The sequence below is a fragment of the Candidatus Leptofilum sp. genome, assembly GCF_965223285.1.
Classification (GTDB): Bacteria; Chloroflexota; Anaerolineae; order Promineifilales; family Promineifilaceae; genus Leptofilum.
Map to the genome: position 1 here is coordinate 4,551,464 of NZ_OZ244997.1, position 24,129 is coordinate 4,575,592.

A 24,129-nucleotide genomic window follows, 5' to 3' on the forward strand; every position below is an offset into this window, starting at 1 on the left:
CTTTGAAAATGAAACAAGGACAATATGGAATCGGCCGAATTGGTATTTACTATCTCATAGGACTATTTAGCCTGGCAGCATTTGGTTTGTTGTTGGTTGCTGCTGGCTCGGCCACGGCCGATGGGTATGAACTGCCACCACGTGAAGATGCACCCGAAACGCCAATCACAGATTTGCCTGTTGTGGCGACTGGACAAGGAGCGCGGATGCATTTGCAGGCGCACTTTAGCCAAAATTGGCCCTGGGAAAGTATGCATTGGCAAGAAGATTTATGGCTTAAGGTGCAATGGCTGGATGAAGATGGCGTTTGGCAAGATGTGGCGGGCTGGCAAGGGTCGTTAGATGCCATTCAACAAAAAGAGGATTGGGTGGGCATGAAAGAGTTCTGGTTTGCCGATGCCCAGCTAGGCACGGGGCCGTACCGCTGGCAGATGTTTGCGGTTGATGACGGCCGTTTGCTCAACACCAGCGATCCGTTTTACTTACCGACCAAAAGCGGCGATCTCATGGCCCTGGACTTGATGCTGCAACCGTAAATAGGCTGTTAGAAGAAAATTTTGAGCCTGGTGCTGCAATTTGTGGTGCCAGGCTTTTTTGTTGCCTCTGTCCAATTGTTGAGTTGTGCTAAAATAAATTTTGGATTCAGCAACGGACAACAGGTGCAATTAATGACGGTATTGGATATAGTGATTGGTGTGGCGTTGGCAACGGCCGTAATGCTCTATTTGCGTGGTTGGCAGCGTCAAGCACAAGCTGGGTCAGGCACCCTGCTGTCACAGCCAGGGCGTATCTTCACCTTTGCGCTGGCTAGCTTGTTGCTGGCAGGTGCCTTGTTTTCGCCACTGCACAGCATGGCCGCACGTTACTTTTCCTTCCACGTTTTGCAGCGACTGTTGTTCATATCGCTCATTCCGCTTTGCTTTCTTAGTGGCAACCCCTGGCCTATATTGCATGCGGGTCTGCCGCGTCGGTTTCAAGAAGCGTTGCAGCAGCTTCCCCAGAATGCCCCCAGTTTCTATTCTATTTTGATGATGGCTATGCGGCCGCTACTGGTCTGGTTTATGTTTGCCGCTACGTTTTGGTTGTGGCATGACGTTCAACTGAATCAGCTATTGTTGCAAAATCGGTGGCTTCATCGTTTAGAGAACCTGACACTTGTGGGAACGGCCGTTCTCTACTGGTGGCATATTTTAGCAGTGTCACCCCGGCTGCATTCTCCGCTGCCGCTGCTGTGGCGGGTTGGGTACGCCGCGCTCGGCGCATCGCCCATAAAGTTGGTTGGCCTGGTGCTGTTATTTTCAGGAACGGCCGTCTACGAATATCCCGCTGAACTCCATCTGAACACTGCTGCCTTAGACATTACCGACCAAAGTTTGGGCGCAGGTCTTGTCTGGGTTTTCGGCGGCATTGTGTTTACGTGGACGGCCGTCTTGCTCATGCGGGATTGGCTAAAAGACGAAGATGACAAGCCCAAACTTCCAGAATCAGTCTGGTCTACAGAAGAAGCAATGTTGGCTCCCGGATTTGGAAATACCTCAGCCTATGCCCCGCCATCAAAATAGCTTGTCAAAAAATGGCAAATCGTCTAATGTATCAACTGCTAGGCAAAAAAAATGAGGGTGAACCATGTCCAAATCCAAATATGAAGAGTTGATACAAAGCTATAGCTTTGCACGAAAGTCATTTCGAGATTATGAGGAAACCTGCCGCAACTTTGCGCGTGACCTTGTCTTTGGCATGGTGGAATATTTTGAATGGCCGCAAGAACGTGAAATCACGTATATTCCGCTTGGTGAAGACCTAGACCCCAATAACAAATTCTATGCCCTGGCTGGGGCCATGCGCATGGATGCTCAATCTTTTTGGCACTTTGGCGTAGAACTAAACCTCATGGAAGCATCAGGCGCGTATCCGCTCTCGTTGGTTCTTAGCTTCTTCATTAAAAAGGTAGGGCCAAACTTTATTGTCAAACTAGGCCCAAACGGCCGTGAAATCAAAATCCCAGAAGATAAGCGGGGTGAATTGGAGCCATTTTACGAAGCTGTGTTCCGGCAAATAAAAGAATTTCTGGCGAAACGGTATGTGCAGGCGATAGCTGGCCAGGAAAAGGAATATGGTTTTATCACGTTGTTGTAAAGTGCAGCTTAGAATTTAACAGCCGTAATCACAAAAACGTTGCAGGCGTTGTGCTGCGTTCCAGTTAAATAACCCGAAATTCCATGACGACTTTATTAACCAGCTTGCAAAACTCGCGCATCAAAAACATTCTCAAGCTACAAAACAGACGGTACCGAGATGCTCAGCAGATGACAGTTGTCGAAGGCATCCGCGAGATAAATTCTGCTTTACAAAGCGGCATTGTGCCGCACGAAGCATATGTTTGCCCGGAACTTATCACCGATGCGGCGGAAAAGGCCGTTTATTCCCAGCTTCAATCTTTAGCCCAAACCACCAACATGGCCCTGTTTACCGTAACGCCAGAGCTTTTTGCCAAAGCAGCGTACCGGGGCCAAAGTGGTGGCATATTGCTGACCATCCCTTATCTCCACCAAACGCTTAAAACATTGTCGCTTCCCGAAGCCCCGCTCCTACTCGTCATTGATGGTGGTGAAAAGCCGGGCAACCTCGGTGCCATTTTGCGCACGGCCGATGCGGCTGGTGTGGATGCCGTGATTGTGACCAGCCAACCGGACAATCGCGGGACCGATATTCATAATCCCAACGTCGTTCGGGCTAGCCTGGGGGCACTGTTCACCCGCCCAGTTGTAGAAGTGCCAGCCGATGAACTGCTCCCCTGGCTGCACCAACATGAAATCGCAGTTGCCGTACTCACGCCAGAAGGCGAACGGCCGTACACACAAACCAATCTTCGCGGCAAAATAGCACTAGTTATGGGCAGCGAAGCATACGGCGTACATCCCTTTTGGTTGTCCCATGCCGACATCCGCCTGAAAATTCCGATGTTTGGTACCATAGATAGCTTGAATTTGTCAGTGGCAACGGCCGTTGTTGTATTTGAGGCTGTTCGCCAGCGCCAAGAAACTGCACCTGGTACAAGCGAGGCTCAGTAAATACACCATATGCGAATTGCGCTAATCTCAGACATTCACGGGAATCTAGTCTCTTTTGAGGCCGTTTTGGCTGACATTGACCGTCAGAGCGTTGACGAGATCATCTTTCTTGGCGATGCGGCGACATTAGGCCCACAACCCCATGAAGTATTACAGCTTTTACGCGATCTCGACTGCCCCTGTATCATTGGTAACCACGAAACATACCTGTTCAGACCCTCGTTGGGGCAAGCCTACATGCGCGGAACCCAATGGTTCAATGACGTGCTAACCTGGTGCCGAGCACGACTAACGCCAGAAGATTACCAATTCATGCGCTCTTTTCAGCCGATGCTCAAAGTCAAGTTGGAAGGAGATAGTACGCTTATCTGCTTTCACGGCTCACCCCGTCGACATACAGACAATATTTTTGCTACAACCCCCTCGGAAAAAGTCAACGAAATGCTAACCGGCCGTCGCGCTACCGTCATGGCCGGTGGTCATACTCACGTACAAATGCTTCGTCAGCATAATGGCATTTTACTTGTTAATGCAGGTAGTGTTGGCTTGCCTTTTGAGCAGATGCCTTTCACAGACCGTGGCCCTCGCGTAATGCCCTGGGCAGAGTACGCTATCATTACCTCAGAAGACAGCACCATTAGCGTAGATTTGCGTCGCGTGCCCGTCAATATGAGGGCTATCAGACAAGCAGGTATCGACGCCAGAATGCCAGAAACAAGTGATTGGCTACAAAACTGGATAACGCTTACCGAACTGCTCAACGAAATATAAGACCTACAAAATTTAAAACGCTCAATAGCAATACTTGGCCTGCGGGAAGCATCCAAAAGCCCCGATTCCTTGGATGGCTCGATAATTGGTTTGGCAGACCAGCATATGTTTTCTCAATTTAGGTGCATAATATCAGCTAAAAATTGAAAAATGTCATGGTTTTCCCTTAAGTGGTTGCTAGTTTTAGTACCATGACGATAATTAACTTAGGTTCACACCTCAATTAACAAAATAACAAAACCAAACCTGATATTAACATAATGTATGCTCTGAAGGAGAGTTTTATGTCAAGAAAAAACGTAAAAGTTGCTGTTACCGGCGCGGCTGGCAACATTGGTTATTCGCTTCTATTCCGCCTTGCTTCCGGTGAAGTATTTGGCGCAGACACAAAAATTTCGCTCCATTTGCTAGAAATCACGCCCGCATTGCCAGCTTTGGAAGGGGTGGTAATGGAATTGAACGATTGTGCTTTCCCACTTTTGGAGAGTGTCATCGTAACCGACAATGCAGAAACAGCCTTTGATGGTGTCAACTGGGCTTTGCTCGTTGGCTCAAAACCCCGTGGTGCTGGCATGGAGCGCGGTGACCTCATCCGTGAAAATGGCCCAATTTTTGTAGGACAGGGGCGCGCTCTAAACAAAGCCGCTAGCGATGCACGCGTTGTTGTGGTCGGCAATCCAGCAAATACCAATTGCCTTATTGCCATGAACAATTCTGATTTACCTAATGAGCGGTTTAGTGCGCTAACCCGCCTGGATCAGAATCGCGCTTATGCTCAGTTGGCGCAAAAGGCGGGCGTTCCGGTTAGCGCGGTACGTAATGTCACCATTTGGGGCAACCATAGTGCGACTCAATACCCGGATGCAGAGAATGCCAAGATAAATGGACAACCAGTAATGGAAGTCATTACCGACCATGATTGGCTACGGGGTGAGTTTATTACTACAGTGCAAAAGCGTGGTGCAGCAATTATTAAGGCACGTGGAAAATCATCCGCTGCATCTGCCGCGAATGCGACGTTGGACCATGTGATGAGCTTTGAAAGCAAAACACCAGAGGGTCATTGGTTTTCTGCGGCCGTTCCTTCTGATGGCAGCTATGGCATTGAAGAGGGGTTAATTTTCTCGGTACCAGTGACCAGCGATGGTGCTGGTGGCTACTCGATTGTTCAAGGGTTAACCTGGAGTGACTTTGCTCGCGAGAAAGTATCCATTACTGAAGAAGAGCTGAAAAACGAAAAATCGGTTGTAGCAGATCTGCTAAAGTAAAGTGCCGTGCGATGTAATTCAACTTTGTATTAAAGCATCCGATGCGTGTTACGCGCATCGGATGTTATTTTTTGGCAAATCTGCCTTGTTCCTAAAATACAAAAAGCCTCGCCAAGCGAGGCTCTTTGCGGGAAGAGGAGAAGAAGGAGAAAAGAGGAAGTTAAGAGGATAAATATTTAAAAATACAATTTTGTTACAAATACCTCTACAAATCTAAAATCTAATACAGCTTAACTATATCCAATAGTTTAGATTGGTTTAGCGAAATTGGTTGGTGACCCGGCTACATAGCAAATGTAAACTCTTTTACACTTTGATGATAAGTCACAAAAATCTTGCCTAAGAGTGAGTCTCGTTGAAGTTTTTATGTAAACAAATATCCACCAATGCGCTCGCTTGTTGCAAGAACCTTCTAGTGACTTGCCCAGAGGATGATGTTGCAAAAAGGATCGGTGTAGTAGATGATAAAAAAAGTAAACCATATTGCGGTTGTTGTAGAAAACCTGGATGATGCGACAGCGTTTTGGGTAGATGCCCTTGGCTTAGAATTAGCACACAAGGAACATGTGGCCAGCCAGGCTGTGGACGTTGCTTTTTTGCCTGTTGGCAATACCAAGATTGAACTTCTGCAACCGACTGATGACGAGAGCGGCGTGGCAAAATATTTACAGAAGCGTGGGGCTGGAATGCATCATATCTGTTTTGAAGTGGACGATATTGAAGCAGCCTTGGCGAAGTTGAAGTCATTCGAAATCCAGCTAATCAATGACGTGCCTGCTGTGGGGTCAGACGGCCGTAAATTCGCTTTTATCCACCCGAAAGCTGCGAATGGGGTACTGGTTGAGTTGTACGAATTAAGCTAGATTCTGAGGGCATTGCTGGTTCTTGAAGAATGTCATAAGTCGCTTGTGACAAATGTCACTATTGATTCAGCTTAAAGCTGTTATTATTGACGTATAAGCCGCCGTTAAAGATGAAACGGCAGAGTCAAAACATAATGTGTAATCTGGATTGTCTTGGTTTGTTGGACACATTTGTGACAGCACCAGCTTCCTAAAAATTTGTGGTTATGATTGCACTCCACAGCGTAAAATCTTACGACGGCTTAACTATCTGACTTGATTCTAAAGGTCAGAGGAAAAACTGCCTCTTCAAGATAGTAGTTTTTGGGTGAGCCAGTATCCTGCCAGGGGTACTCTTACAGCGAGTTGTTGAATCGGGTTGTTGTAAACAGGTGCCCTGCCTCGTTTACTTCACAGTAGGTGTTTACTTCCATAGTGAGAGGCCAGGCGAGAGTCTGGCCTCTCTTTTTGTTTGGCAAGATCATCCTCGGCCAAGCCTGCTGTTAGATGCGTCAACTTAGCCACAACGTTTTTTGTGCAGTTTCTTGGCGAGCCGACACAGTTTTTGCCATTCGTTCGCAGTTACATTGCTTGCGACAGTAATGGACGTTGGTTCTTCACTGCTGCTGCCGTTTTCTGGGATAGCGCGGTGGGGAACGGCCGTTTCTAACCCAGCTTCCTCCAGCGTCGTAGCTTCTGCAACGGGAATGCCTGTTCGTGAAGTTACTTTTGGCCCATCATCTGGCTCAGGGGGAAGGGGGCCAGAATCATCTTCACTGCCTGTGGCTGATGGAAGATCGTCCCCAGTGGCTTCCTCCTCCATTTCTTCGACTTCTTCAACGACCGTTTCTACCACTGTTTCTGTAACCACACGGGTTACTTCGACCTCAACGGCTTCACCTTCAACAACAACGGTTTCGGTAACAACGCGGGTGACTTCCACAACCTCTGGTTCGCTGGAGCAGGCGGCTAGCCAGACGAGTAATAGGAAAATAGCATTGATTGTTACGAAAGCTGACCATTTTACCGTTGTCTTAAGGAACTTGCGCATTGAGCACCTCCTGCACAATTTCAATAATTACTGCATATAGCTGGCTTGTGGGGTAAACGGCCGTTGCTTCGCCAACGGTATTTTCTGGATTATCGGTGACAAACAGGAAACGGCCGTTGCCATTCTGAGCAATTTGTTGGTAAATAGCCGCGCCAGCATCATCTAAGCCATCGCTGCCGATTGTGTAAATGAAGATGTTTTGCTCAGCGGCAAGCTGGCTGGTTTCTTCGTAGGTGAGTGCATTGGCATTTTGAGTATGAGGTGGCGCATCGCCGATGATGATTAGAAGTTTGGTGGAGTCTGTACGCCAATCCAGGTTGAAAACTGCCTGATCTAGTCCACTGGCAACCGCCTCTGGATAGTCGCCACCGCCAACGGCCGTTAAGCTTGCAATCTGGTTAGCAAACAAACTGGCGTCCTCGGTAAAATCAAAGAGTTGGGTTGTATCCGTTTTGCCCTGATCCCGGTACGTTACGAGTCCTAGCCGCAGGGTCGCCAATTCTGACAATGCCGATAAATCTGTGGTTAATTCAGGCAAACTTGCCTGAAGGTGAATAATCTCGCTTGCCATGCTGCCAGTGACATCAACAAGCAAAACGAGATCGAGCGGGGTGGTAACGGCCGTTTCGACAGATTCAATGCGATCTGCTGGGCTGTTTGGGTTAGCGGCAATCAAACCGGAACTTGCTGGGTCTGGCGTTGAGCGGGCTGTTTCTACTTTGCTGCCAGGCTCTGGCGTAGGCGGAATTTCGCCGCTGTCTTCTTCACTACCTGTTGCCCCAATGTCACTATCTCCAATTGCTTCACTGTCGCTACTGTCGTCTGTTGTGCTGGTATCTGCTTCCCCGCTATCCTCCACAGATTCATCAGCACCACCACAAGCTGCCAGCAGCAAGAGGAAGAATAGCAGCAACAGATTTAGTCGAAGGATTTTATGTGAGAAGAACTTATTTTCACGTATCATCATTTTGAACTTGTATGTTGGAAAGTCAAACAAAACGGCAGCAGGATCACACACCTGTTACCTGAGCATACAATATTAACGATAAAATGTGAATTATTGTTCCGATGGGTGAAAAACGGCAAAAAAAAACCGCCCAAGGGGCGGCTCGCTCAATCAACCAGGAGGGTGGTTATCTAGAGCTACGGCAAATATCCGAGTCGAGGAAGGGGTGGATATTCGTCTTAGTCTAGACTAGGGTTGTTCCAGTCGCGTAGCTAATGATTCATCATTAGCCTCTCTCGTGCCAGTTTGGGGGGAGGAGTTCCTCTTAACCTAGCTTAGACCTTTCGTTATCTTATCCATAAAGAAATGAAAGTCTATAAAAATCCCATAATAGTTTTTACTTATTTTACCTTTTCAAAAGGTCTGTAATATTTGTGTAATAGTTTGAGGTGAATTTTCCATGTTATGTAAACTAAACTGTTTTAGGAACAGTGGCAACGAGCCAATATGGGTACTTGAAAACAAGGATGCTATGAAATTTTATAAGAATTTAATGCTTTTCATGATCAGTTTAATTGGATTAGTTGTTGGCTGCCGTGAAACGGCCGTTCCGCCCCCCAACGCTTCACCGACAGATGAAATAATTCTCGAACCCACTGTAACAGAAACGGTCGTCTCAGCCGAAGACAGCATCCGCGAAATCACAATTCTATATACCAATGATGAACACGGTTGGATGGCGGGATTGCAGGCCGGAGCTACTGCCGCCAATCTGATGGGCCTCTGGCGCACGGTTGAATCATACTCCCCAGACGGCAATTTTTTGCTATTAAGCGGTGGCGATATGTGGACTGGCCCCGCCATCTCTACCTGGTTTCAGGGGCAGAGCATGGTGGAGGTGATGAACGCGATGGGGTATGATGCTGCGGCCGTCGGCAACCACGAGTTTGACTTTGGCCTGGACGCTTTGCAGGCCCGCGCCGCTGAATCGGAGTTTCCTTTTTTGAGTGCCAACATTCGTTACAAAAGTGATGGGACGACGCCGGTTGATTTGGGGATACGGCCGTACATTCTCGTCACCGTCAACGACATCCAGGTAGGCATCATTGGCCTCACCACCACCCGCACACCAACGACCACCAATCCCGTCAACATCACTCAGTTTGACTTTTTGGATTATGAAACGGCTTTGCGCGAGGTGGTGCCGCAGGTGCGTGAAGCGGGCGCGGAGATGATCGTGGTCCCGGCGCATATTTGCCAAACATCGTTGGAAATTTTAGCGCAGGACGTGGCCGATTTGGGCATTGCCCTGCTGGGCGGCGGCCACTGCAATGAGCTGTTTTCCAGCGAGGTGAACGACATTGTGTTGCTGGAAGGCGGCACGGCCTTTGCTGGTTATGCCTATGCCACCTTCCAATTCGACATCGAAAATGATGAAGTTATCTCCGTAGATTACGGCGTACGCAGCAACAGTGGCGGCATGGCCGATCCCGAAGTTGAGGCGATTGTGATGCGCTGGCAGGAAGAGGCCGATGCCGAGCTGAACCGCACCATTGGGTATAGCGAGAACGGGCTGCTGCGGCGCAGCCAGGGAATGCAGTCGCTCATCACCGAGGCGTGGCTGTGGGCCTACCCCACGGCCGATGTGGCCATTACCAACCTGGGCGGCATGCGGGCTGACCTGCCCCCCGGCGACATCACCCTGGCAGATGTGGTGGGCGTGATGCCTTTTGAGAACGTGATTGTGGAGTTGCTGCTCACGGGTGAGCAGTTGGAGACGATGCTGGGACAAGATTCGGCCGCAGTGGGTGGCGTTTACCGCGAGAGCTTCCGCTGGCGCCTCAAAGCAACGAGTGAAGAGTTAGACCCAGACGCTTTTTATACCGTTCTAGTGAATGATTTTATGTACGCAGGCGGCGACGATTACGCGCTGCTGGCCACCTACGACCCCGACGGCTACAACACCGCCATCAACTGGCGGCAGCCCGTCATCGACTGGATCATGGCGCAGGCATCCTCGCCAGAAGCCCCAATTGATGCCGCATTTGCTGCTTTGATGGAAGAATAAAGCGTAGCGAGGTGAGTAACAGCTAAAAATTGAATTATCTACTGGTGGATTGCTCGTTTTTAGGAAAACGGCCGTTACAATTACACTCAGTATCCTGCCCAACCTTAGAATCACATTTGGAGAGACAACTTATGACCCAATCACAAACCCGGCCAATTTTAGCCGAAGCCCGCGCCTGGAAAACGGCCGTGGCCCCCTACCAACAGCCAGACCTGCGCCGTAGTATCTGGCAAATTGTGAACACCCTGGTGCCATACTTTTTGGTTTGGCTCTTGATGGTGCCTGCTTACCGCATATCCTTTTGGCTTGCGCTGCCGCTGATCATCTTGGCTGGCGGCTTTACCGTGCGTGCCTTCATCATTTTTCATGATTGTGGTCATGGCGCGTTTTTCAAATCGCGCCGCGCCAACGAAATTGTGGGCTTTATCACCGGGCTGGTCACCTTCACCCCCTTCTTTGCCTGGCGGCACGGCCATGCCCTGCACCATTCCGCCTCTGGCGACCTGGATCGGCGCGGTGATGGTGATGTGTGGATGATGACCGTGGACGAATATTTAGCTTCCCCCTGGTGGCTGCGGGCGGCGTATCGCATTTACCGCTACCCGCTGGTTTTGTTTGTGATTTCGCCACTGATCTTGTTTGTGTTTGTGCATCGCATTCCGTTGAAGGGGCGCAAGCGAGAACGCCGCAGCGTCTGGATGACCAACATTGCCTTGCTGATGATCACCATTTTAATGAGCTTGCTGATCGGCTTCCAAACCTACGCCGTTTTGCAACTTTCTGTTTTGGCTATCGCTGCCTCCGCTGGCGTTTGGCTCTTTTACGTGCAGCATCAGTATGAAGAGGTTTATTGGAAGCGTCACAATGAATGGGATTACGCAACGGCCGCTGTGGAAGGTAGCTCTTTTTATAAATTGCCCAAAGTGCTGCAATGGTTCACCGGCAATATTGGCTTTCACCACATCCACCACCTCAGCCCGCGCATTCCCAACTACAATTTGGAGCCTTGCCACAATGCCAACCCTGAGCTGCACGTAGAGCCGTTGACGCTGCTGCAAAGCTTCAAATGCATTCGCTACCGGCTGTGGGACGAGGCCAACTACCGCCTCATTGGCTTTGGCGAACTGAAAAAAATGGCTCGTGCCTAATTGTTTGAGTGGTGGCCAACGAAAGTTGGCCACTTTTTGTTTTGGGGGAGGTAGGGGAACCTATACGGCCTCAACTTCTACAGCCAAACGTAAGCCCATGCCTTTTAGCAGCGCATTTAGGCTAGAAAGCTGCGGATTGCCGCTGGAAGACAACATGCGGTAAAGATTTTCTCGATTCAGAAATGCCTCCTGTGCTACCTGAGAAAAGCCGCGTGCTTCGGCAATGTCACGCATTGCCAACAGGAAAACTTCCTGATCATTTTCTTCGAGAGCCGCGTTCAGGTAAGCGGCCGCTTCTTCAGGATTTGTCAGTGATGCCTTTAGGCCATCTTCATACTTTGCCGTAATTTGGTTCATTTTGTCCTCCGCAGATAATCAGCCCAATATCCTTGAGCCTGTGCTATGTCTCTCGATTGCGATTTTTTGTCACCACCATACAACAAAATAACCACTGTATTGCCCTTTCGTCCGAAATAGACTCTATAGCCTGGGCCATGAGGTATTCGTAATTCGCTGACGCCACCACCAACGCTTTTACAATCCCCAAAATTGCCAAGGCGAATTCGGTTGAGCCGCACTCGAATCCTTGCCCGCGCTTGTCGATCTCTCAGCCCTTCCAACCAATCTCGGAAAGGATTCCGACCATGATCTGTCAAGAATTCAAGCAGTTCAATTTGGGTGTCGCTCATGGAAGGATTGTAGCATAAAAGCTACAAAATGTGAAGATTCGGGACTTGCGTTTTTTTGCTGTGACTGGTGTCTCACCGTGCCACTTTTCTTGCTTGTGAACTGGCACAAATTGTATAATTCTTCTCGTCAAAGTTTCCCGCGTTTTCAAAGGATTGAAGATGAAGAAAAGTGCCATACTGCTAATTATTTGCCTACTGACTTGTTTGTTAGGATGTGATTCTGGGGGGGAAACGGCAGTGTTCCACTTTTCCACCTCTATGCCGATACCCACAAATACGCCTGTAACCCCAACACCTAAGCCAATCGAGACACATCTGCCCCCTTCGCCAACCGCAATTCCCCTATCCCAAACGCTAGTACCAACAGCGACAGCCACGTTTTTACCAACAGTCCCTCTTGATTTTTCCTGCCCACAGCCAGGAGGCAATGCTATTCTGGAAAGGCCAGTAGATTTTCAAGAGTTTTCAGAGAAACTTGTTGCCTACCTCAACCAAGTTGGAACAATCGAGCAACTTCCAGAGCAATTAGACGCATTGGATACTGATCATGAAATTTTTCCAGTGGATATGAATAATGACGGGATACTAGAACTGGTCCTCAACGTAGCCCTATACTCTGAAGCATCACTCCCTTATAAAGATCATGGCACAATTGTTTTACAATGCCGTGGTGGGAGCTATGAGTCGATATTTGCTCTTTGGAAGGGGCCTTATCACTTTTTTGACTACACACTCTCTGATGATGTGAATAATGATGGTCATATAGATGTAATTATTTTAGAGGGTTTTGCTGGCTCAGCCTGTACTCTTGAACCAGTCGTTCTCATTTGGAGTGAAAATGCAATTCTTAATGCCTCCCCAGATTATTTAGAATTAGAATTTGGTTGTTCCCAAAAGGATCGCATAACAACAGACGATATTGATGGTGATGGTACAAAAGAGTTGATTATATCTGGCTCGACTGTCGGACATCTAGATTACGCACCTCCGCGTACCATCACACAAACTTTTGCCTTGCAAAACGGTACTTACCGCTTACAAACTACAGAGTTCGGCCAGCCGGAATATTTGGTGCATCTGCTCGATGATGCACAACATGAATTAGACAGTGATGATTTGATAGCGGCAGCACAACTTTACGAAGATGTCGCGCAAAACCAAACGTTACCAACTGTCTACTCTTACAACATCGCACCTATTCAAACAGCGGAAGAATTGGGAGTAGAACCCGATCATCCGCAAGAATATCAGCAAGCCTTTGCCTTATTTCGGCTAGCGGCACTGCACACTGTACTAGCAAACACAGCAAAGGTAGATTGGGCGTTAGCTCAACTTCAGGAGCGATTTCCCGAAGGTAAACCAGGCTCGGAGTTTATTTCACTCACAATGCTGTTGGTAAATGCTCTACGGCAAGGGAATTCTCCAGAATCTTCTTGTGAGATTGTCTTGCAAGAAATTGAGCAAACTTATCCAGAGCTGGTTTATCATTATTATTGGGGCGGGAACATTGCCTGGTACCGGAATGAGACAATTTGTCCATTTGCTGAGCCATTCTATCAATAATTTGTATTCTACTGCTTTACACGATCTATTTTGGAAAATAATGTAGTAGCCGCGGATTCTTTCCGCGTGTTTGTGGCGCGGAAAGATGTCGGCTACGAGGCGATGATGGGTTGGGCCTGTAGGACAGGGGGCTGCACATTTGCGCCTGCCAGCAGGGAGCCTTCCTCGAACCAGGATTTGGGAGCGGGGGCGCCCCACAGGGTTTGTCGCTGAGGGTCGCGGAGCTGCCACTCGATCGGTTCCAGGTCAGGGTCTACCGTCAGGTAGTCGCTGGTGTAAATTTCAATGCGGTGGCCGTCTGGGTCACGGACGTAGAGGAAGAAGGCGTTGGAGATGCCATGCCGCCCGGGGCCGCGTTCCATGTTGTCTAAATAGCCAGTTGTTGACATCAAATCGCAGAGGTGGATGATGTGCATGGCGGTGGGTACCCACAGCGCCACGTGGTGCAGGCGTGGCCCCGCGCCGTTGGTGAAGGCCATGTCGTGGATGTTGCCCTTGCGATGCATCCAAATTGCCCAAAGCTGCGGATCGGCATCTTCAGAGACGGTGTATTCGGTGGTGCGGAAGCCGAGTTCTAATGCCCAGAAGTCGTGGCTGGCCTGGACGTTGGGGGTGAAGCAGTTGAAATGGTCGATGCGCTGCGGGTGGCAGCCGCGATACGCGCCGTACTGCTGGAGCATCCTTTCTGCCTGGGCAAATTCGTAGCAAAATTCCAGCGGCATCCCAAATGGATCGCGCATTTGCAGCGAGCGGCCCTGACCGTGCTGGGTGACCCAGCCTGTCGCCATCCCTTTTGTGCCAAAATAGGTCGCCATGCTGTCTAAATCTGCCTCGCTGGCGACTTTGAAGCCAAGCCGGATGACGTGCGGCCGTTCCACTTTGGTGAGGACGAAGGAGTGGTGATTGCGCTCTTCCAGGCCGCGCAGGTAGATCGAGTTGCCGACCTGCTCGGTTTCAATTAGCCCCAAAATTTCGGTGTAAAACTTGCGCGAGGCGTCCAAATTGGTGACGCCAAGCTCGATGTGGCTCATGCGAATGATGTTGAAGGGTGGGGTTGGGGCAGGGTGTCGTACTGGCATGGTTGTCTCCTTGCGGGGTGGGAATCGTTCACTTGAAAATCGGGTAATGGTAGGGGCGCATCCCCGTGTGCGCCCCAGAGTGGGCAGACACGGGGGTCTGCCCCTACCCAATATAATTCTTAAAAAGCAAAATCTCCTCTAATCTCCTAGTTTTGGGATGTTGTGGTTGCCAAAGGCGATGCTGATATTTTTGGTTTCCATGTAAAAGTCGAAGCTGTAGTCGCCGCCGTCGCGGCCGATGCCGCTGTTTTTGACCCCGCCAAAGGGGGTGGGCAGGTGGCGCACGTTTTGCGAGTTGACCCAGACCATGCCTGCTTCAACTTTGTGGGCCATTTGCATGGCGCGGCTCACGTCACGAGTCCAAATGTAGGCGGTGAGGCCGTAGTTGACGCCGTTGGCGATTTCTAGCGCTTCGGCGTCGGTGTCGAAGGGGATGGCGGTGAGGAAGGGGCCAAAGATTTCTTCCTGGGCGATGCGCATGGTGGGGGTGGCGTCTTTGAAGAAGGTAGGGGTGATGTAGGCGCCGTCGTCTAATCCGGCAGGGGATTGCCCGTCACCTGCCATCAGCGTGGCACCATCTTCCTGGCCAATTTGTACGTAACTGCTTACTTTTTCCCAATGGGTTTGGTGGATGAGGGGGCCAATCTCGGTGTTGGGGTCGAGCGGATGGCCGACTTTGAGATTTTTGACGCGCTCGGCCAGCTTGGCGGTGAATTCGTCATAAACTGTGCGTTCCACCAACAGGCGGCTGCTGGAGGTGCAGCGTTCGCCGTTGAGGGAGTATTTCATGAAGACGGCCGTATCCAAAGCCCGCTCCAAATCTGCATCGGCAAACACAATGATGGGGTTCTTGCCGCCCAGCTCAAAATGCACTCGCTTGAGCGTATCGGCACCCTGGCGCATGATGTGGCTGCCGGTGGTCGTCTCGCCGACAAAGGCGATGGCTTTGATGAGCGGATGCTCGGTGAGGGCTTTGCCCGCCGTCTCGCCAAAGCCGTTGACCAGGTTGACCACGCCTGCGGGAATGCCTGCCTCGTGCATCAGCTCGGTGAGGCACTGGGCGGTGACCGGGCTGAGCTCGGCCGGTTTGTGGACGACGGTGCAGCCTGCGGCCAATGCGGGGGCGATTTTCCAGGTGCTGAGCATGAAGGGCGTGTTCCAGGGGGTAATGACGCCGACCGGGCCGATGGGCTGGCGGATGGTGTAGTTCATGTGTTCGTGGGCGGGTAGGGCGAGGCCGTCGTTGGCCGATTCCACTCGGTCGGCAAAGAAGCGGAAGTTGGCGGCGGCGCGTACGGCCGCTTTGCTCATAAAGCGTATCGGCTGACCGGTGTCGATGCTTTCCAACAGGGCAATCTCCTCGGCGTGGGCTTCGATGAGGTCGGCGACGCGGTAGAGCAGGTCGCGCCGCTGTTTGGCGGGCAGAGCGGCCCAGGCGGGGAAAGCGTCGTGGGCGGCTTGTGCGGCGGCGTCTACATCCGCCACATCCCCTTCGGCGACGGTGCAGAGGAGGCTGTTGTCGATGGGGGTGTGGTTGTTGAAGGTTTTGTTGGAGAGGGCTGGGATGGAACGGCCGTTTATGAAGTTTTTCACCCCACGTTCGGCAATCTTGGCTCGGTAGGGAGCCACTTTTTCTAGGTTTTCTTTGAGAGTTCCTGTTGCTGCCATTTGTAAAATCCTTTTTTAGAAGCGGAACACAGAGATGCACAGAGGAACACGGAGGTTCACAGAGAGAAAAGAGAAATCTGTGTAAATCCGTGAAATCCGTGGCTAAATTTATCCCGCGATGACTTCGTTTTCCAGTGCGCCAATGCCATCAATTTCTACACGCATGACGTCGCCAGCGTGGACGTGGGAGATGCCTTTGGGCGTGCCGGTGTAGATGATGTCGCCGCGCTGGATCGTTTTGAATTCGGAGATGTAGGCGATGAGCTGGGCGACGCTGTGGCGCAGATGTTTGGTGTTGCCCTGCTGGCGCAGCTCGCCGTTGACGTAGGTGCGGACTTCTGTGTTGGTGGGGTCAATTTCATCGGCGGTGACGAGTACGGGGCCCATTGGGCCGAAGGTGTCGAACCCTTTGGCTTTGACGGGGGGACGGTAGTAGTTGCCGACAAAGTCGCGCACGGTGCATTCGTTGCCGATGGTGTAGCCGTAGACGTAGTTCAGGGCGTCTGCTTCGGGGATGTTACGGCCGTTTTGCCCAATCACCACCACCAATTCCCCTTCGTAGTGCATATATTCCACATCGGGGCGAATCACTTTGGCTTTGTGGCCGATGAAGGTGTTGGGCAGCTTGTGGAAGAGCAGCGGGTACTCCGGCACGTCTAGTTTTAGCTCAACGGCATGATCGGCGTAACCGAGGGCGACGCCAACGGCCGTACAGCCGCGGGCATCTACCGGGGGGAGCCACATTACATCATCTGGATCATAAGCAACCTTCCCCACCCAGAGTTGGTCGTTTTTGAAAACGGCTTCGTGAATTTGGCCGTTGTAGGCGAATCGGGCTAACTTCATTGTTTCTCCTTGATTTATCCGCAGATTTCGCAGATTGACGCAGATTTTTTAACTTCTAATCTGCGTCAATCTGCGCTAATCTGTGGACTCATAATCTGTACCAGTTGGCAACGGACGTTTCCAGACCGTCGCGAGAAAATTCAGTTTCAATTTGCTGCATCGTTTGGGTGACTTCGGTTGGCGTGGCGGCGAGTTCGGTGCCGTTGATGCGCAGGGCGTAGGCAGAGCCGTTGGGCGTGAGTACCGTGTCGATGCGTAATGTTTGGTGATGGCGGTGCTGGAGGAGGTGTTGGTAAACGGCCGTGTATACCGCCGGATCGTACGCGAAGAAATCAGACTTTTCTGAAAAATCCGATTTCTGGATGAGCTGAAGCTGCATACCAATCGCCGCCACCTCTTCCCACAACAGTTGCAGCACGTTGGGTTGGGCGTCGCGGGCTTCTTTTTCGTGTTGCGGATTGGCAATGGAGCGGGCGCGGGAGTCTTCGATGACTTGCCGGACGGCTTTGCTAGGCGTGGGAATGACAAAGCAGCAGGCGGGGTTGTTTAGCAGCGGTTCGGCGGCATCGTCCAATGGCTGAGTTAGCTCGGTGAGGCGGTTACCGATGAGCGGCACTTCGCCGATGAGCAGGTGGCTGGGGCCGTAGGTTTGGTGCCAGTTGTGAACGGCCGTTCGCGCCCACAGCCCCACTGCTTTGCGAATGGCCGGGTGGGTGACGCCATCTATTTCGGGGTATTTTTGCAGGGTAACGGCCGTTTCAAACGCCGCCCGGGTTACGTCCCACTGCAGCAAATGCACAGTGCGACCAGCTTGCTGCGCCATCACCGCCAACTGCTGGATGAGCAAACTTTTGCCTGTCCCTGGCAGCCCGGCCAGAAACACCATGCGCTGCTGGCTGGCTAGCTGTTGAAAGGTGGTGTAAATGTTGGAATTGGGGGGTAGGATGATGTCAGTCATAGTTTTTTATCAGCAGATTTCACAGATTAAACAGATGTTAATTCGTTAAATCTGCGTAATCTTTGATTTTTGTTCCTAACTTTCAGGCATGGGCACGCCCAACACCAGCAGCCGATTGCGTTTGAAGGTGTCGATCATTTCTGCGGCCGTTTTTTGGGCGGTTTCTCCCATGAGTAAACTGGGCTGACCCCCTTCAAATTTATCGCAGACGTATTTGTGCGCGTCGTACATGATGGCAAACGCTTGGCGGAACTTTTGTACGGCTGGGGCTAGTTCATCGGGCGGATTGGCAAACAGCGGCTTGAGCTGCCGCATTGTCTTCTTGATCAAATAGTCGTGGTCCTGCGCCCACATGCCGCTGAAGCCTTCGCTGGCTTCAAACATATTGGGACGCACGTAGCCGTCGTAAGCGGCCTGGCTGAAGCCGCCCGTGAGCTTGAAGCTGACGGAGATGCCCCACATGAGGTAGGTGGCTTCTTCGATTGAGGCACGGGCGGCACTGAGATCGTCAGCGTCTACCTGCTTTTGCAGCTTATCGCAAATGAGAATGAGGGACTGCACGTAGGCAAAAAAGAGGTGGTGGCCCACCTGCCAACGTTGTCGCGCCTGATCCAATTCTTGCATGTTTAGCATAATCGTTTCCTTCGGAATGGTGGCTGGTGGTTAGCGGCTAGTGGCTCGTACCAACCACGAGCAACTAAAACTAGCCACTAACAAACTACTCACTAATCCTAAACTGCCGCAGGCTCGTTTCCAGCGCAATGCGCAGCAGCGGCAGTTCAACGACAGTGAGCGTGTGCGGCGGTTTTTGTAGGTCGAGCAGTACGTTGCGGTACGTTTGCAGCAGCCCGTGCAGGAAGGTCAGCCCGCTTTGTTCGCTGCTGCGGCTGACGTTGAAGTAGCTGTCGTAGACGTCGAATTTGTGGACGTTAGCGGTGGTTACGGCCGTATCCACCCCCAACTGTTCAATTGCTTCATCCAACGCCGCGATGGTTTCATTTGGCGGGGCGTCTAGCGGCAGATTGATGATTTTTTGTAGGGCGGTGCGCTGAACGGCCGTTAATACCGTCTCTTCCGGCGCATTGATCAATGTTTGCGGCAGCGGCAGGCGCAGTTCCGGGCCAGTATCCGGCGGAATTGGATTCTTCGTGATGAGCGCGTGCCAGTTTTGTACCAGCTCTGCCAGCTCGTCATAGGAATATTGGTTTTCTACGTGAGAAATGGCCGCATTGGCTTCTTCTGCGGTGGGTTGCAACATGCCAGACAGCACATCCAACTCATAGACAGAGCGAGACGGCCGTAGCACTTCATCAATCAGCAGCAGCTTCGAAGGGCGATGCTGCAAAAGCGCCTCGAACACGCCCCCGTAAATGTAAGGATTGTACGGCGTTTGCGGACTTGCTTTGGTCAACCCAATTTGACGCGCCAGCCGATTGACCTCTTGCCACATCAGTTGCAGCACGTTGGGTGGCGCATCCAGTTTTTCCTGCTCATTTTGCGGCTCGGCAACGGTGCGGGCGCGGGTATCTTCGATTACTTCGCGCACTTCCCAAGATGGCACGGGTACCACGAACAAGGTTTGGTCGCTAGTTAGCAGTGGTTCAGCAGTATCTTCCGTTGGTTCCACCAGTTCAATGAGTCGGTTACCAATGAGCGGCAATTCACCAATGAGCATTTGGTTGGTGGACGGATGTGCTTCATGCCATTCGCGAACGGCCGTTCGCGCCCATAGGCCCACCGCTTTGCGAATGGCCGGATCGGTAACGCCATCGATTTCGGGGTACTTTGTTATGTTAACTTGAGTCTCGAACGGCTGGCGCGCCAAGTTGTAGCGCAGCAGATGCACCTCGCGCCCCGCTTCGCTGGCAATAAGCACCATTTGCTGGATGAGCAAGCTCTTGCCCACGCCGGGAATGCCGCTGACGAAGATCATGCGCTTGCTTTGCACAATTTCTTTAACCACTTTATACAGATTGGAGGCGATTGGTATGACGAGCATTTTTTTGAGATTTGAGATTCGGAGATTGGAGATTAAAACTGGTTGCCCAATCGCTAATCTCCAGTCTCCAATCTCCTGGTTATCGTACCTTTGGTAATTTGCGAAACCGATCCACGCTGGGCATGTCGCCCACGGGAACTTCGATGACGGTGGGTAGGTCGGTTTGTAGTCCTTGTTGGATGGCGCGGCGGAGTTCCTGGGGCGATTTTGCCCGTAGCCCTTGGGCGCCAAATGATTCGGCCAATTTTACAAAATCCGGGTTATGCAAATTGCTGGCAATGACCCGGTTGCCGTACAAATTTTTCTGCATTTGCTGCACGTTGCCGTACTGGTTGTTGTTGAAAATGATGGTGATGAGGCCAATGCGGTGCTGCATGGCCGTTGCCAACTCCTGCACGCCAAACATAAAACCACCATCCCCCGCTACGCTTATTACAGGGAGATCAGGTTTGGCTACTTTAACACCTAAAGCTGCGGGGAATCCGTAGCCTAGCGTACCCATGTAGCCGGTAGAAATGTAGGTGCGTGGCTGGTAAACCGGGTACACAATCCGGCTGGCAAAGCCCACCTGGGTTAGCTCATCAACAAAAATGCCGTCCTCACCCAACGCCTCGCGGATCACTTTGAGGTAGCTTTTTTGCGGTTCCAGGTAGGCGGTGCGCTGCTCCCACGCTGCTTTGATGGCAAGAAGCTCATCTTTGCGGCTGGTGCGCTTTTGGTTATGTGCGGCCGTACGCTCCAGCAGCAGCGGCAATGTCTCCTCAGCGCGGGCGGTGATGGGGATGTGGGGCGGGTGAAATAAATCGTGGGTCGTTGGATCAATGTCAATCTTGATGAGCGTCATCTCATCATCCACGCCCCAGCTTTTTATGGGGATACGGCCGTGGGTGCCAATGAGCAGCACCGCGTCGGTTGTTTTCCACAGTTCGTGCGCCGGGGGAAGGTGGAGGCTCAGATAGTGACGGCCGTCCATGATGCCTTGTCCGGTGCGGTAGCCCACAACGGGGGCTTCCAGCATTGTCGCCAGTTGGCGCACCTCGGTACTGGCATTTTGCGCGCCGCTGCCTACGAAGATAAGCGGCCGTTTGGCTTCACCAAGTGCTTTTGCTGCTTTTTCAACTAATTCCAGGTCTGGCTGGGGGTGGGTCACGGGGGCGGGTCTGGCTGCCAGTTCTACTGCGCCGCGCTCGGCCAGCACGTCCATGGGTATTTCTACGGCAACGGGTCGGGGAAGGCCGTTTTGCAATTCAGCAAAGGCGGCATACATGATGCCAGACACGTCGGCGACGCTGCTGGCGCGCTCGGCCCATTTGGTGAGGCCGCGCAAGATGGCCAGCTGGTCGGGAATCTCATGCAGAACGCCCTTACCCAAACCAATTTGGTTAGATGGAATTTGTCCAGTGAGGCAGAGGACGGGGGCGTTGAGTCCATAAGCGGTTGCCAAAGCGGCTGAAGCGTTGAGCAAACCCGGCCCAGGTACCACGTTGAAAACGCTAATCTCGCCCTTGGCCAGCGCATACCCCAGTGCCATATAGCCCGCCCCTTGCTCATGTCGCGTGTGAATGACGCGAATCTGGTCTTGGGCGTCGTACAGGGCGTTATACAGCCAGTCATTTTGCACGCCAGGCAGACCAAAGAGGGTGTGGATGTTGTGGGCGATGAGGGTTTTTACGGCCGCTTCGCCGCCAGTGAGTTGGGTCATAATAGGTAACTGGGTAATTGAGTAATTTGTAATTACCCAGGCAGCAAAGCTGCCCAATTACATAATTACCGAATTACTCAATGGCATTTTGCGGTTCAGTGTAGAGATTTTAGCGGAGGTTTGGCATTTGCCAATGGAAAAAAGTGCCTGTGGCTGGTATTTTTTATCATGAAGGGTAGGGGCGAGGCGGTGGCGGAAGGTGTGGAATGTAGCAATTGATCTGGTCTCGCCACCGCCTCGCCCAAAAAATTGTGGCAAACAGGGCGAGGCAATCGGAGAGAAGGTTGTTTGCTCCACCAAGATCGTGGCCGATTGCCTCGCCCCTACCGCAGGTTCATCATGGGTGGGCGGTCATGCCGTTTTGTAATCTTGGGGAGTGGTGTGGGTGTTCTTTTTGAAGATTTTGCTGAAGTGGGACGGGTCTTTGTAGCCTAGCTTGTGGGCAATTTCTTTCACAGACAGGTTGGTGAAGATAAGCAGCCGCCGGGCTTCCAGGATGAGTCGCTCTTCGATGAGATGCTTGGCGGTGTGCCCCACAAAGTGGCGGGTGATGTCGGACAACTGGCGGGGGGTGATGTTGAGCATTTGCGCATAGTCGGCGACGGCGTGGGTTTGGCTGTATTGCGCTTCCAGCAGCAAGGTGAATTCGTGGAACAGGTGGGCTTCAGGAGATACGGCCGTTCCCTCACCACGAACCATCTCTTTCTGCACCTTCCCTAGCTTCACCAGCAACACTGTTAGCAGATGACGCAGCACTTCCTGGTTGGTACGGCCGTCCACCTCTTCAAACTCCGCTAACAGCAAACCCAACAGTGCCTCAAAATTTGCTAATTTTTCTTGCGGCACAGGCAGGGTGTGGTTGATGGTGACGTTGTTGAACAGTACCGTCTGGTAATGCCCCATCTCCTGCGAGAGGAAGTTAGGCAGGAAGGCATCGGTAAAGCGGATGACCAGCCCGTCTAAATCAATGCCGGTGATGAGCTGATGCACCTGACCTTTGGCAATGAGGTAGAAGGTGTTCGGCTGAATGGTTAGCTCCTGGCCGTCGATGGCGTGTTTGCCCCGTCCAGAGCGCACCCACAAGATTTCCTGAAAGTTGTGGCGGTGGGGCGGTTCATGCGTTTCTTGCGGATCGGTTTCGATGAGGAACGGCCGTATCAAGAAGTCCCGCTTCGTTTTGGCGAGGGGTTGGGTGGGAAGAGTGTGGGTGGGGCGGGGCATAATTTTTGGGAGATTGGAGACTGGAGATTAGAGATTAAACTAGTCTCCGATCTCTAATCTCCAATCTCCTTTTGCAAAACGGCCGTTAAACTCTCAACCAGCCGCGCATTTTCTTCCGGCGTGCCGATGGTGAGCCGAATATGGTTGTCTAACCCAAAGGCGGGGCGCACGATAATGGCTTGGGCCATCAGCCCGTCGATGAGCGTTTGGGCAGGCACCGTCTTGTGCGAAAACAATACAAAGTTGGCCTGACTGGGCCAGACGCGACAGCCAAGATGTGAAAGCTGCCCAGTTAGCCATTGCTTACCGGCAACGTTGTTGGCCAACGTGCGCTGCCGATGCGCGTCGTCCTTGAGCGCAGCCAACCCAGCTATGAGTGCCAATTTATTCACATGAAAATTCCGCTTCACACTGGCCACCCGATCAATGATTAGCGGGCTGGCAATGCCAAAGCCAAGCCGCAGCCCTGCCAGGCCATAAATTTTGGCAAAGGTGCGCATGATAAAGATATTTTTGCCAGCAAGCACCTCCGGCACGGCATCTGGATAGTCAGGCGCATCGACAAAATCGTAATACGCTTCGTCGTGTATCAGCAGCACATCATTAGGCACAACTTCCATGATTTGCCGCAGAACGTTAGCGGGCACATAGGTACCGGTAGGATTGTTTGGATTGCAAACATAGACGAGCCGGGTTTGGGGTGTTATGGCTGCTGCAATACGGTCGGGATAATAGCTGAAATCATCTTCGTCTAAATCATAGAACCTAATTTTTTGGCCAGAACGGCCGTGATACCGTGCCAAAAAAGGAAAGGTTTGCCGAGGCAGCACGCTCTCAGCGTCAGGCGTGGTTAAGTAGCTGCGTGCTACAAATTCCAGCACCTCAATGCCGCCACTGCCAATGACGATATGTTCGGGGCCAAGTTGTTGGCCCAAATAGGTGGCAATGGCCTGCCGAAGCTGAAGTTCAATCTGCTTGGCCGGATAGATATGCAGCGTGGCCAGATTATCCCGAATGGCTTGTAGGGCCAGAGGGGATGGCCCCAAAGGATTTTCATTCGAGGCCAGCTTAAGCGGCTCCTTTTTTTGCAGGTCAGCGGGCAAATCTTCTACGGAAAGACCAGGTTTATATTCAAGCGTTGACATAAGTCACCTTATTTTCACCAAATTTTGATGTACATGTCCGAAATACCTATTAAGCATCCACCCCAATCCGCTTATAATCATAGCGTAAGTTTTA

Annotated in this window: 23 protein-coding genes; 10 read left to right on the forward strand and 13 right to left on the reverse strand. The window is 51.5% G+C overall.

Annotation, left to right across the window (positions count from 1 at the left end; genetic code table 11):
* The first annotated feature begins 8 nt into the window (after positions 1 to 8).
* The 7 genes from ACOQPU_RS20475 (at position 9) to mce (ending at position 5,973) form a co-directional block, all read left to right on the forward strand.
* Positions 9 to 536 (forward strand): hypothetical protein, encoded by a 528-nt coding sequence (locus ACOQPU_RS20475; protein ID WP_420641695.1) that lies wholly within the window; start codon positions 9 to 11, stop codon positions 534 to 536.
* A 132-nt stretch (positions 537 to 668) separates the two neighbouring features.
* Positions 669 to 1,562 (forward strand): cytochrome c oxidase assembly protein, encoded by an 894-nt coding sequence (locus ACOQPU_RS20480; RefSeq protein WP_420641696.1) that lies wholly within the window; start codon positions 669 to 671, stop codon positions 1,560 to 1,562.
* A gap of 64 nt (positions 1,563 to 1,626) precedes the next feature.
* A complete protein-coding gene (locus ACOQPU_RS20485; protein WP_420641697.1) occupies positions 1,627 to 2,136 on the forward strand; it encodes a hypothetical protein in 510 nt (169 codons plus the stop codon).
* An 83-nt stretch (positions 2,137 to 2,219) separates the two neighbouring features.
* Entirely contained in the window at positions 2,220 to 3,071 is an 852-nt protein-coding gene (locus ACOQPU_RS20490) for a TrmH family RNA methyltransferase (RefSeq protein ID WP_420641698.1), read from the forward strand.
* Positions 3,072 to 3,080: 9 nt separating this feature from the next.
* A complete protein-coding gene (locus ACOQPU_RS20495) occupies positions 3,081 to 3,842 on the forward strand; it encodes a metallophosphoesterase family protein (protein WP_420641699.1) in 762 nt (253 codons plus the stop codon).
* Between the two features lie 284 nt (positions 3,843 to 4,126).
* Positions 4,127 to 5,110, forward strand: a complete 984-nt coding sequence (locus tag ACOQPU_RS20500) for a malate dehydrogenase (protein WP_420641700.1) — start codon at positions 4,127 to 4,129, stop codon at positions 5,108 to 5,110.
* Between the two features lie 461 nt (positions 5,111 to 5,571).
* Entirely contained in the window at positions 5,572 to 5,973 is a 402-nt protein-coding gene (gene mce / locus ACOQPU_RS20505) for a methylmalonyl-CoA epimerase (RefSeq protein WP_420641701.1), read from the forward strand.
* A gap of 496 nt (positions 5,974 to 6,469) precedes the next feature.
* On the opposite strand, the gene ACOQPU_RS20510 is transcribed toward mce, so the two are convergent.
* The gene (locus ACOQPU_RS20510) at positions 6,470 to 7,003 is read right to left on the reverse strand and encodes a hypothetical protein (RefSeq protein WP_420641702.1); all 534 of its coding nucleotides are present in this window, start codon (positions 7,001 to 7,003) and stop codon (positions 6,470 to 6,472) included.
* The gene (locus tag ACOQPU_RS20515) at positions 6,987 to 7,970 is read right to left on the reverse strand and encodes a vWA domain-containing protein (protein WP_420641703.1); all 984 of its coding nucleotides are present in this window, start codon (positions 7,968 to 7,970) and stop codon (positions 6,987 to 6,989) included. Before ACOQPU_RS20515 ends, ACOQPU_RS20510 begins: the two co-directional genes overlap by 17 nt.
* Before the next feature lie 541 nt (positions 7,971 to 8,511).
* Here ACOQPU_RS20515 and ACOQPU_RS20520 point away from each other — a divergent pair.
* Both ACOQPU_RS20520 and ACOQPU_RS20525 read left to right on the forward strand, forming a co-directional pair.
* On the forward strand, positions 8,512 to 10,017 hold the full coding sequence (locus tag ACOQPU_RS20520; RefSeq protein ID WP_420641704.1) for a bifunctional metallophosphatase/5'-nucleotidase: 1,506 nt from the start codon (positions 8,512 to 8,514) through the stop codon (positions 10,015 to 10,017).
* A 131-nt stretch (positions 10,018 to 10,148) separates the two neighbouring features.
* Entirely contained in the window at positions 10,149 to 11,165 is a 1,017-nt protein-coding gene (locus ACOQPU_RS20525) for a fatty acid desaturase (protein ID WP_420641705.1), read from the forward strand.
* 60 nt (positions 11,166 to 11,225) lie between these two features.
* Here the strand turns inward: ACOQPU_RS20525 and ACOQPU_RS20530 are convergent, their stop codons facing one another.
* Positions 11,226 to 11,522, reverse strand: coding sequence for an addiction module antidote protein (locus ACOQPU_RS20530; protein WP_420641706.1), 297 nt, complete (start codon positions 11,520 to 11,522; stop codon positions 11,226 to 11,228).
* Positions 11,519 to 11,854, reverse strand: a complete 336-nt coding sequence (locus ACOQPU_RS20535; protein ID WP_420641707.1) for a type II toxin-antitoxin system RelE/ParE family toxin — start codon at positions 11,852 to 11,854, stop codon at positions 11,519 to 11,521. Before ACOQPU_RS20535 ends, ACOQPU_RS20530 begins: the two co-directional genes overlap by 4 nt.
* A 159-nt stretch (positions 11,855 to 12,013) precedes the next feature.
* On the opposite strand from ACOQPU_RS20535, the gene ACOQPU_RS20540 reads away from it, so the two are divergent.
* Positions 12,014 to 13,417 carry a hypothetical protein gene (locus ACOQPU_RS20540; protein WP_420641708.1) on the forward strand — a complete coding sequence of 468 codons (1,404 nt, stop codon included), beginning with the start codon at positions 12,014 to 12,016 and terminating at the stop codon, positions 13,415 to 13,417.
* 92 nt (positions 13,418 to 13,509) lie between these two features.
* Here ACOQPU_RS20540 and hpaD read toward each other — a convergent pair whose 3' ends face one another.
* From hpaD to ACOQPU_RS20585, 9 genes are all read right to left on the reverse strand, one after another.
* Entirely contained in the window at positions 13,510 to 14,496 is a 987-nt protein-coding gene (gene hpaD, locus ACOQPU_RS20545) for a 3,4-dihydroxyphenylacetate 2,3-dioxygenase (protein WP_420641709.1), read from the reverse strand.
* Between the two features lie 138 nt (positions 14,497 to 14,634).
* Complete coding sequence (gene hpaE / locus ACOQPU_RS20550) at positions 14,635 to 16,164, reverse strand: 5-carboxymethyl-2-hydroxymuconate semialdehyde dehydrogenase (RefSeq protein ID WP_420641710.1); 1,530 nt, start codon at positions 16,162 to 16,164, stop codon at positions 14,635 to 14,637.
* Between the two features lie 108 nt (positions 16,165 to 16,272).
* Positions 16,273 to 17,010 (reverse strand): fumarylacetoacetate hydrolase family protein, encoded by a 738-nt coding sequence (locus tag ACOQPU_RS20555; RefSeq protein WP_420641711.1) that lies wholly within the window; start codon positions 17,008 to 17,010, stop codon positions 16,273 to 16,275.
* Between the two features lie 88 nt (positions 17,011 to 17,098).
* Positions 17,099 to 17,968 (reverse strand): hypothetical protein, encoded by an 870-nt coding sequence (locus tag ACOQPU_RS20560; protein WP_420641712.1) that lies wholly within the window; start codon positions 17,966 to 17,968, stop codon positions 17,099 to 17,101.
* Positions 17,969 to 18,043: 75 nt separating this feature from the next.
* Entirely contained in the window at positions 18,044 to 18,601 is a 558-nt protein-coding gene (locus ACOQPU_RS20565; protein ID WP_420641713.1) for a hypothetical protein, read from the reverse strand.
* Between the two features lie 85 nt (positions 18,602 to 18,686).
* Entirely contained in the window at positions 18,687 to 19,931 is a 1,245-nt protein-coding gene (locus tag ACOQPU_RS20570; protein WP_420641714.1) for a hypothetical protein, read from the reverse strand.
* 115 nt (positions 19,932 to 20,046) lie between these two features.
* Positions 20,047 to 21,669 carry a thiamine pyrophosphate-dependent enzyme gene (locus ACOQPU_RS20575; protein WP_420641715.1) on the reverse strand — a complete coding sequence of 541 codons (1,623 nt, stop codon included), beginning with the start codon at positions 21,667 to 21,669 and terminating at the stop codon, positions 20,047 to 20,049.
* Positions 21,670 to 22,020: 351 nt separating this feature from the next.
* The gene (locus ACOQPU_RS20580) at positions 22,021 to 22,890 is read right to left on the reverse strand and encodes a helix-turn-helix domain-containing protein (RefSeq protein WP_420641716.1); all 870 of its coding nucleotides are present in this window, start codon (positions 22,888 to 22,890) and stop codon (positions 22,021 to 22,023) included.
* A gap of 53 nt (positions 22,891 to 22,943) precedes the next feature.
* Entirely contained in the window at positions 22,944 to 24,035 is a 1,092-nt protein-coding gene (locus ACOQPU_RS20585) for a pyridoxal phosphate-dependent aminotransferase (protein ID WP_420641717.1), read from the reverse strand.
* Positions 24,036 to 24,129: the final 94 nt, after the last annotated feature.

Excerpts from the sequence above, each read along its gene's own strand:
- ACOQPU_RS20510 (WP_420641702.1), bottom strand. The coding sequence starts at position 7,003 with ATGCGCAAGTTCCTTAAGACAACGGTAAAATGGTCAGCTTTCGTAACA.
- ACOQPU_RS20515 (WP_420641703.1), bottom strand. The coding sequence starts at position 7,970 with ATGATGATACGTGAAAATAAGTTCTTCTCACATAAAATCCTTCGACTA.
- ACOQPU_RS20525 (WP_420641705.1), top strand. The coding sequence starts at position 10,149 with ATGACCCAATCACAAACCCGGCCAATTTTAGCCGAAGCCCGCGCCTGG.
- ACOQPU_RS20490 (WP_420641698.1), top strand. The coding sequence starts at position 2,220 with ATGACGACTTTATTAACCAGCTTGCAAAACTCGCGCATCAAAAACATT.
- ACOQPU_RS20535 (WP_420641707.1), bottom strand. The coding sequence starts at position 11,854 with ATGAGCGACACCCAAATTGAACTGCTTGAATTCTTGACAGATCATGGT.
- ACOQPU_RS20530 (WP_420641706.1), bottom strand. The coding sequence starts at position 11,522 with ATGAACCAAATTACGGCAAAGTATGAAGATGGCCTAAAGGCATCACTG.
- ACOQPU_RS20565 (WP_420641713.1), bottom strand. The coding sequence starts at position 18,601 with ATGCTAAACATGCAAGAATTGGATCAGGCGCGACAACGTTGGCAGGTG.
- mce (WP_420641701.1), top strand. The coding sequence starts at position 5,572 with ATGATAAAAAAAGTAAACCATATTGCGGTTGTTGTAGAAAACCTGGAT.
- ACOQPU_RS20580 (WP_420641716.1), bottom strand. The coding sequence starts at position 22,890 with ATGCCCCGCCCCACCCACACTCTTCCCACCCAACCCCTCGCCAAAACG.
- ACOQPU_RS20495 (WP_420641699.1), top strand. The coding sequence starts at position 3,081 with ATGCGAATTGCGCTAATCTCAGACATTCACGGGAATCTAGTCTCTTTT.
- hpaE (WP_420641710.1), bottom strand. The coding sequence starts at position 16,164 with ATGGCAGCAACAGGAACTCTCAAAGAAAACCTAGAAAAAGTGGCTCCC.
- ACOQPU_RS20520 (WP_420641704.1), top strand. The coding sequence starts at position 8,512 with ATGATCAGTTTAATTGGATTAGTTGTTGGCTGCCGTGAAACGGCCGTT.
- ACOQPU_RS20480 (WP_420641696.1), top strand. The coding sequence starts at position 669 with ATGACGGTATTGGATATAGTGATTGGTGTGGCGTTGGCAACGGCCGTA.
- ACOQPU_RS20475 (WP_420641695.1), top strand. The coding sequence starts at position 9 with ATGAAACAAGGACAATATGGAATCGGCCGAATTGGTATTTACTATCTC.
- ACOQPU_RS20560 (WP_420641712.1), bottom strand. The coding sequence starts at position 17,968 with ATGACTGACATCATCCTACCCCCCAATTCCAACATTTACACCACCTTT.
- ACOQPU_RS20500 (WP_420641700.1), top strand. The coding sequence starts at position 4,127 with ATGTCAAGAAAAAACGTAAAAGTTGCTGTTACCGGCGCGGCTGGCAAC.
- ACOQPU_RS20540 (WP_420641708.1), top strand. The coding sequence starts at position 12,014 with ATGAAGAAAAGTGCCATACTGCTAATTATTTGCCTACTGACTTGTTTG.
- ACOQPU_RS20555 (WP_420641711.1), bottom strand. The coding sequence starts at position 17,010 with ATGAAGTTAGCCCGATTCGCCTACAACGGCCAAATTCACGAAGCCGTT.
- ACOQPU_RS20575 (WP_420641715.1), bottom strand. The coding sequence starts at position 21,669 with ATGACCCAACTCACTGGCGGCGAAGCGGCCGTAAAAACCCTCATCGCC.
- hpaD (WP_420641709.1), bottom strand. The coding sequence starts at position 14,496 with ATGCCAGTACGACACCCTGCCCCAACCCCACCCTTCAACATCATTCGC.
- ACOQPU_RS20585 (WP_420641717.1), bottom strand. The coding sequence starts at position 24,035 with ATGTCAACGCTTGAATATAAACCTGGTCTTTCCGTAGAAGATTTGCCC.
- ACOQPU_RS20485 (WP_420641697.1), top strand. The coding sequence starts at position 1,627 with ATGTCCAAATCCAAATATGAAGAGTTGATACAAAGCTATAGCTTTGCA.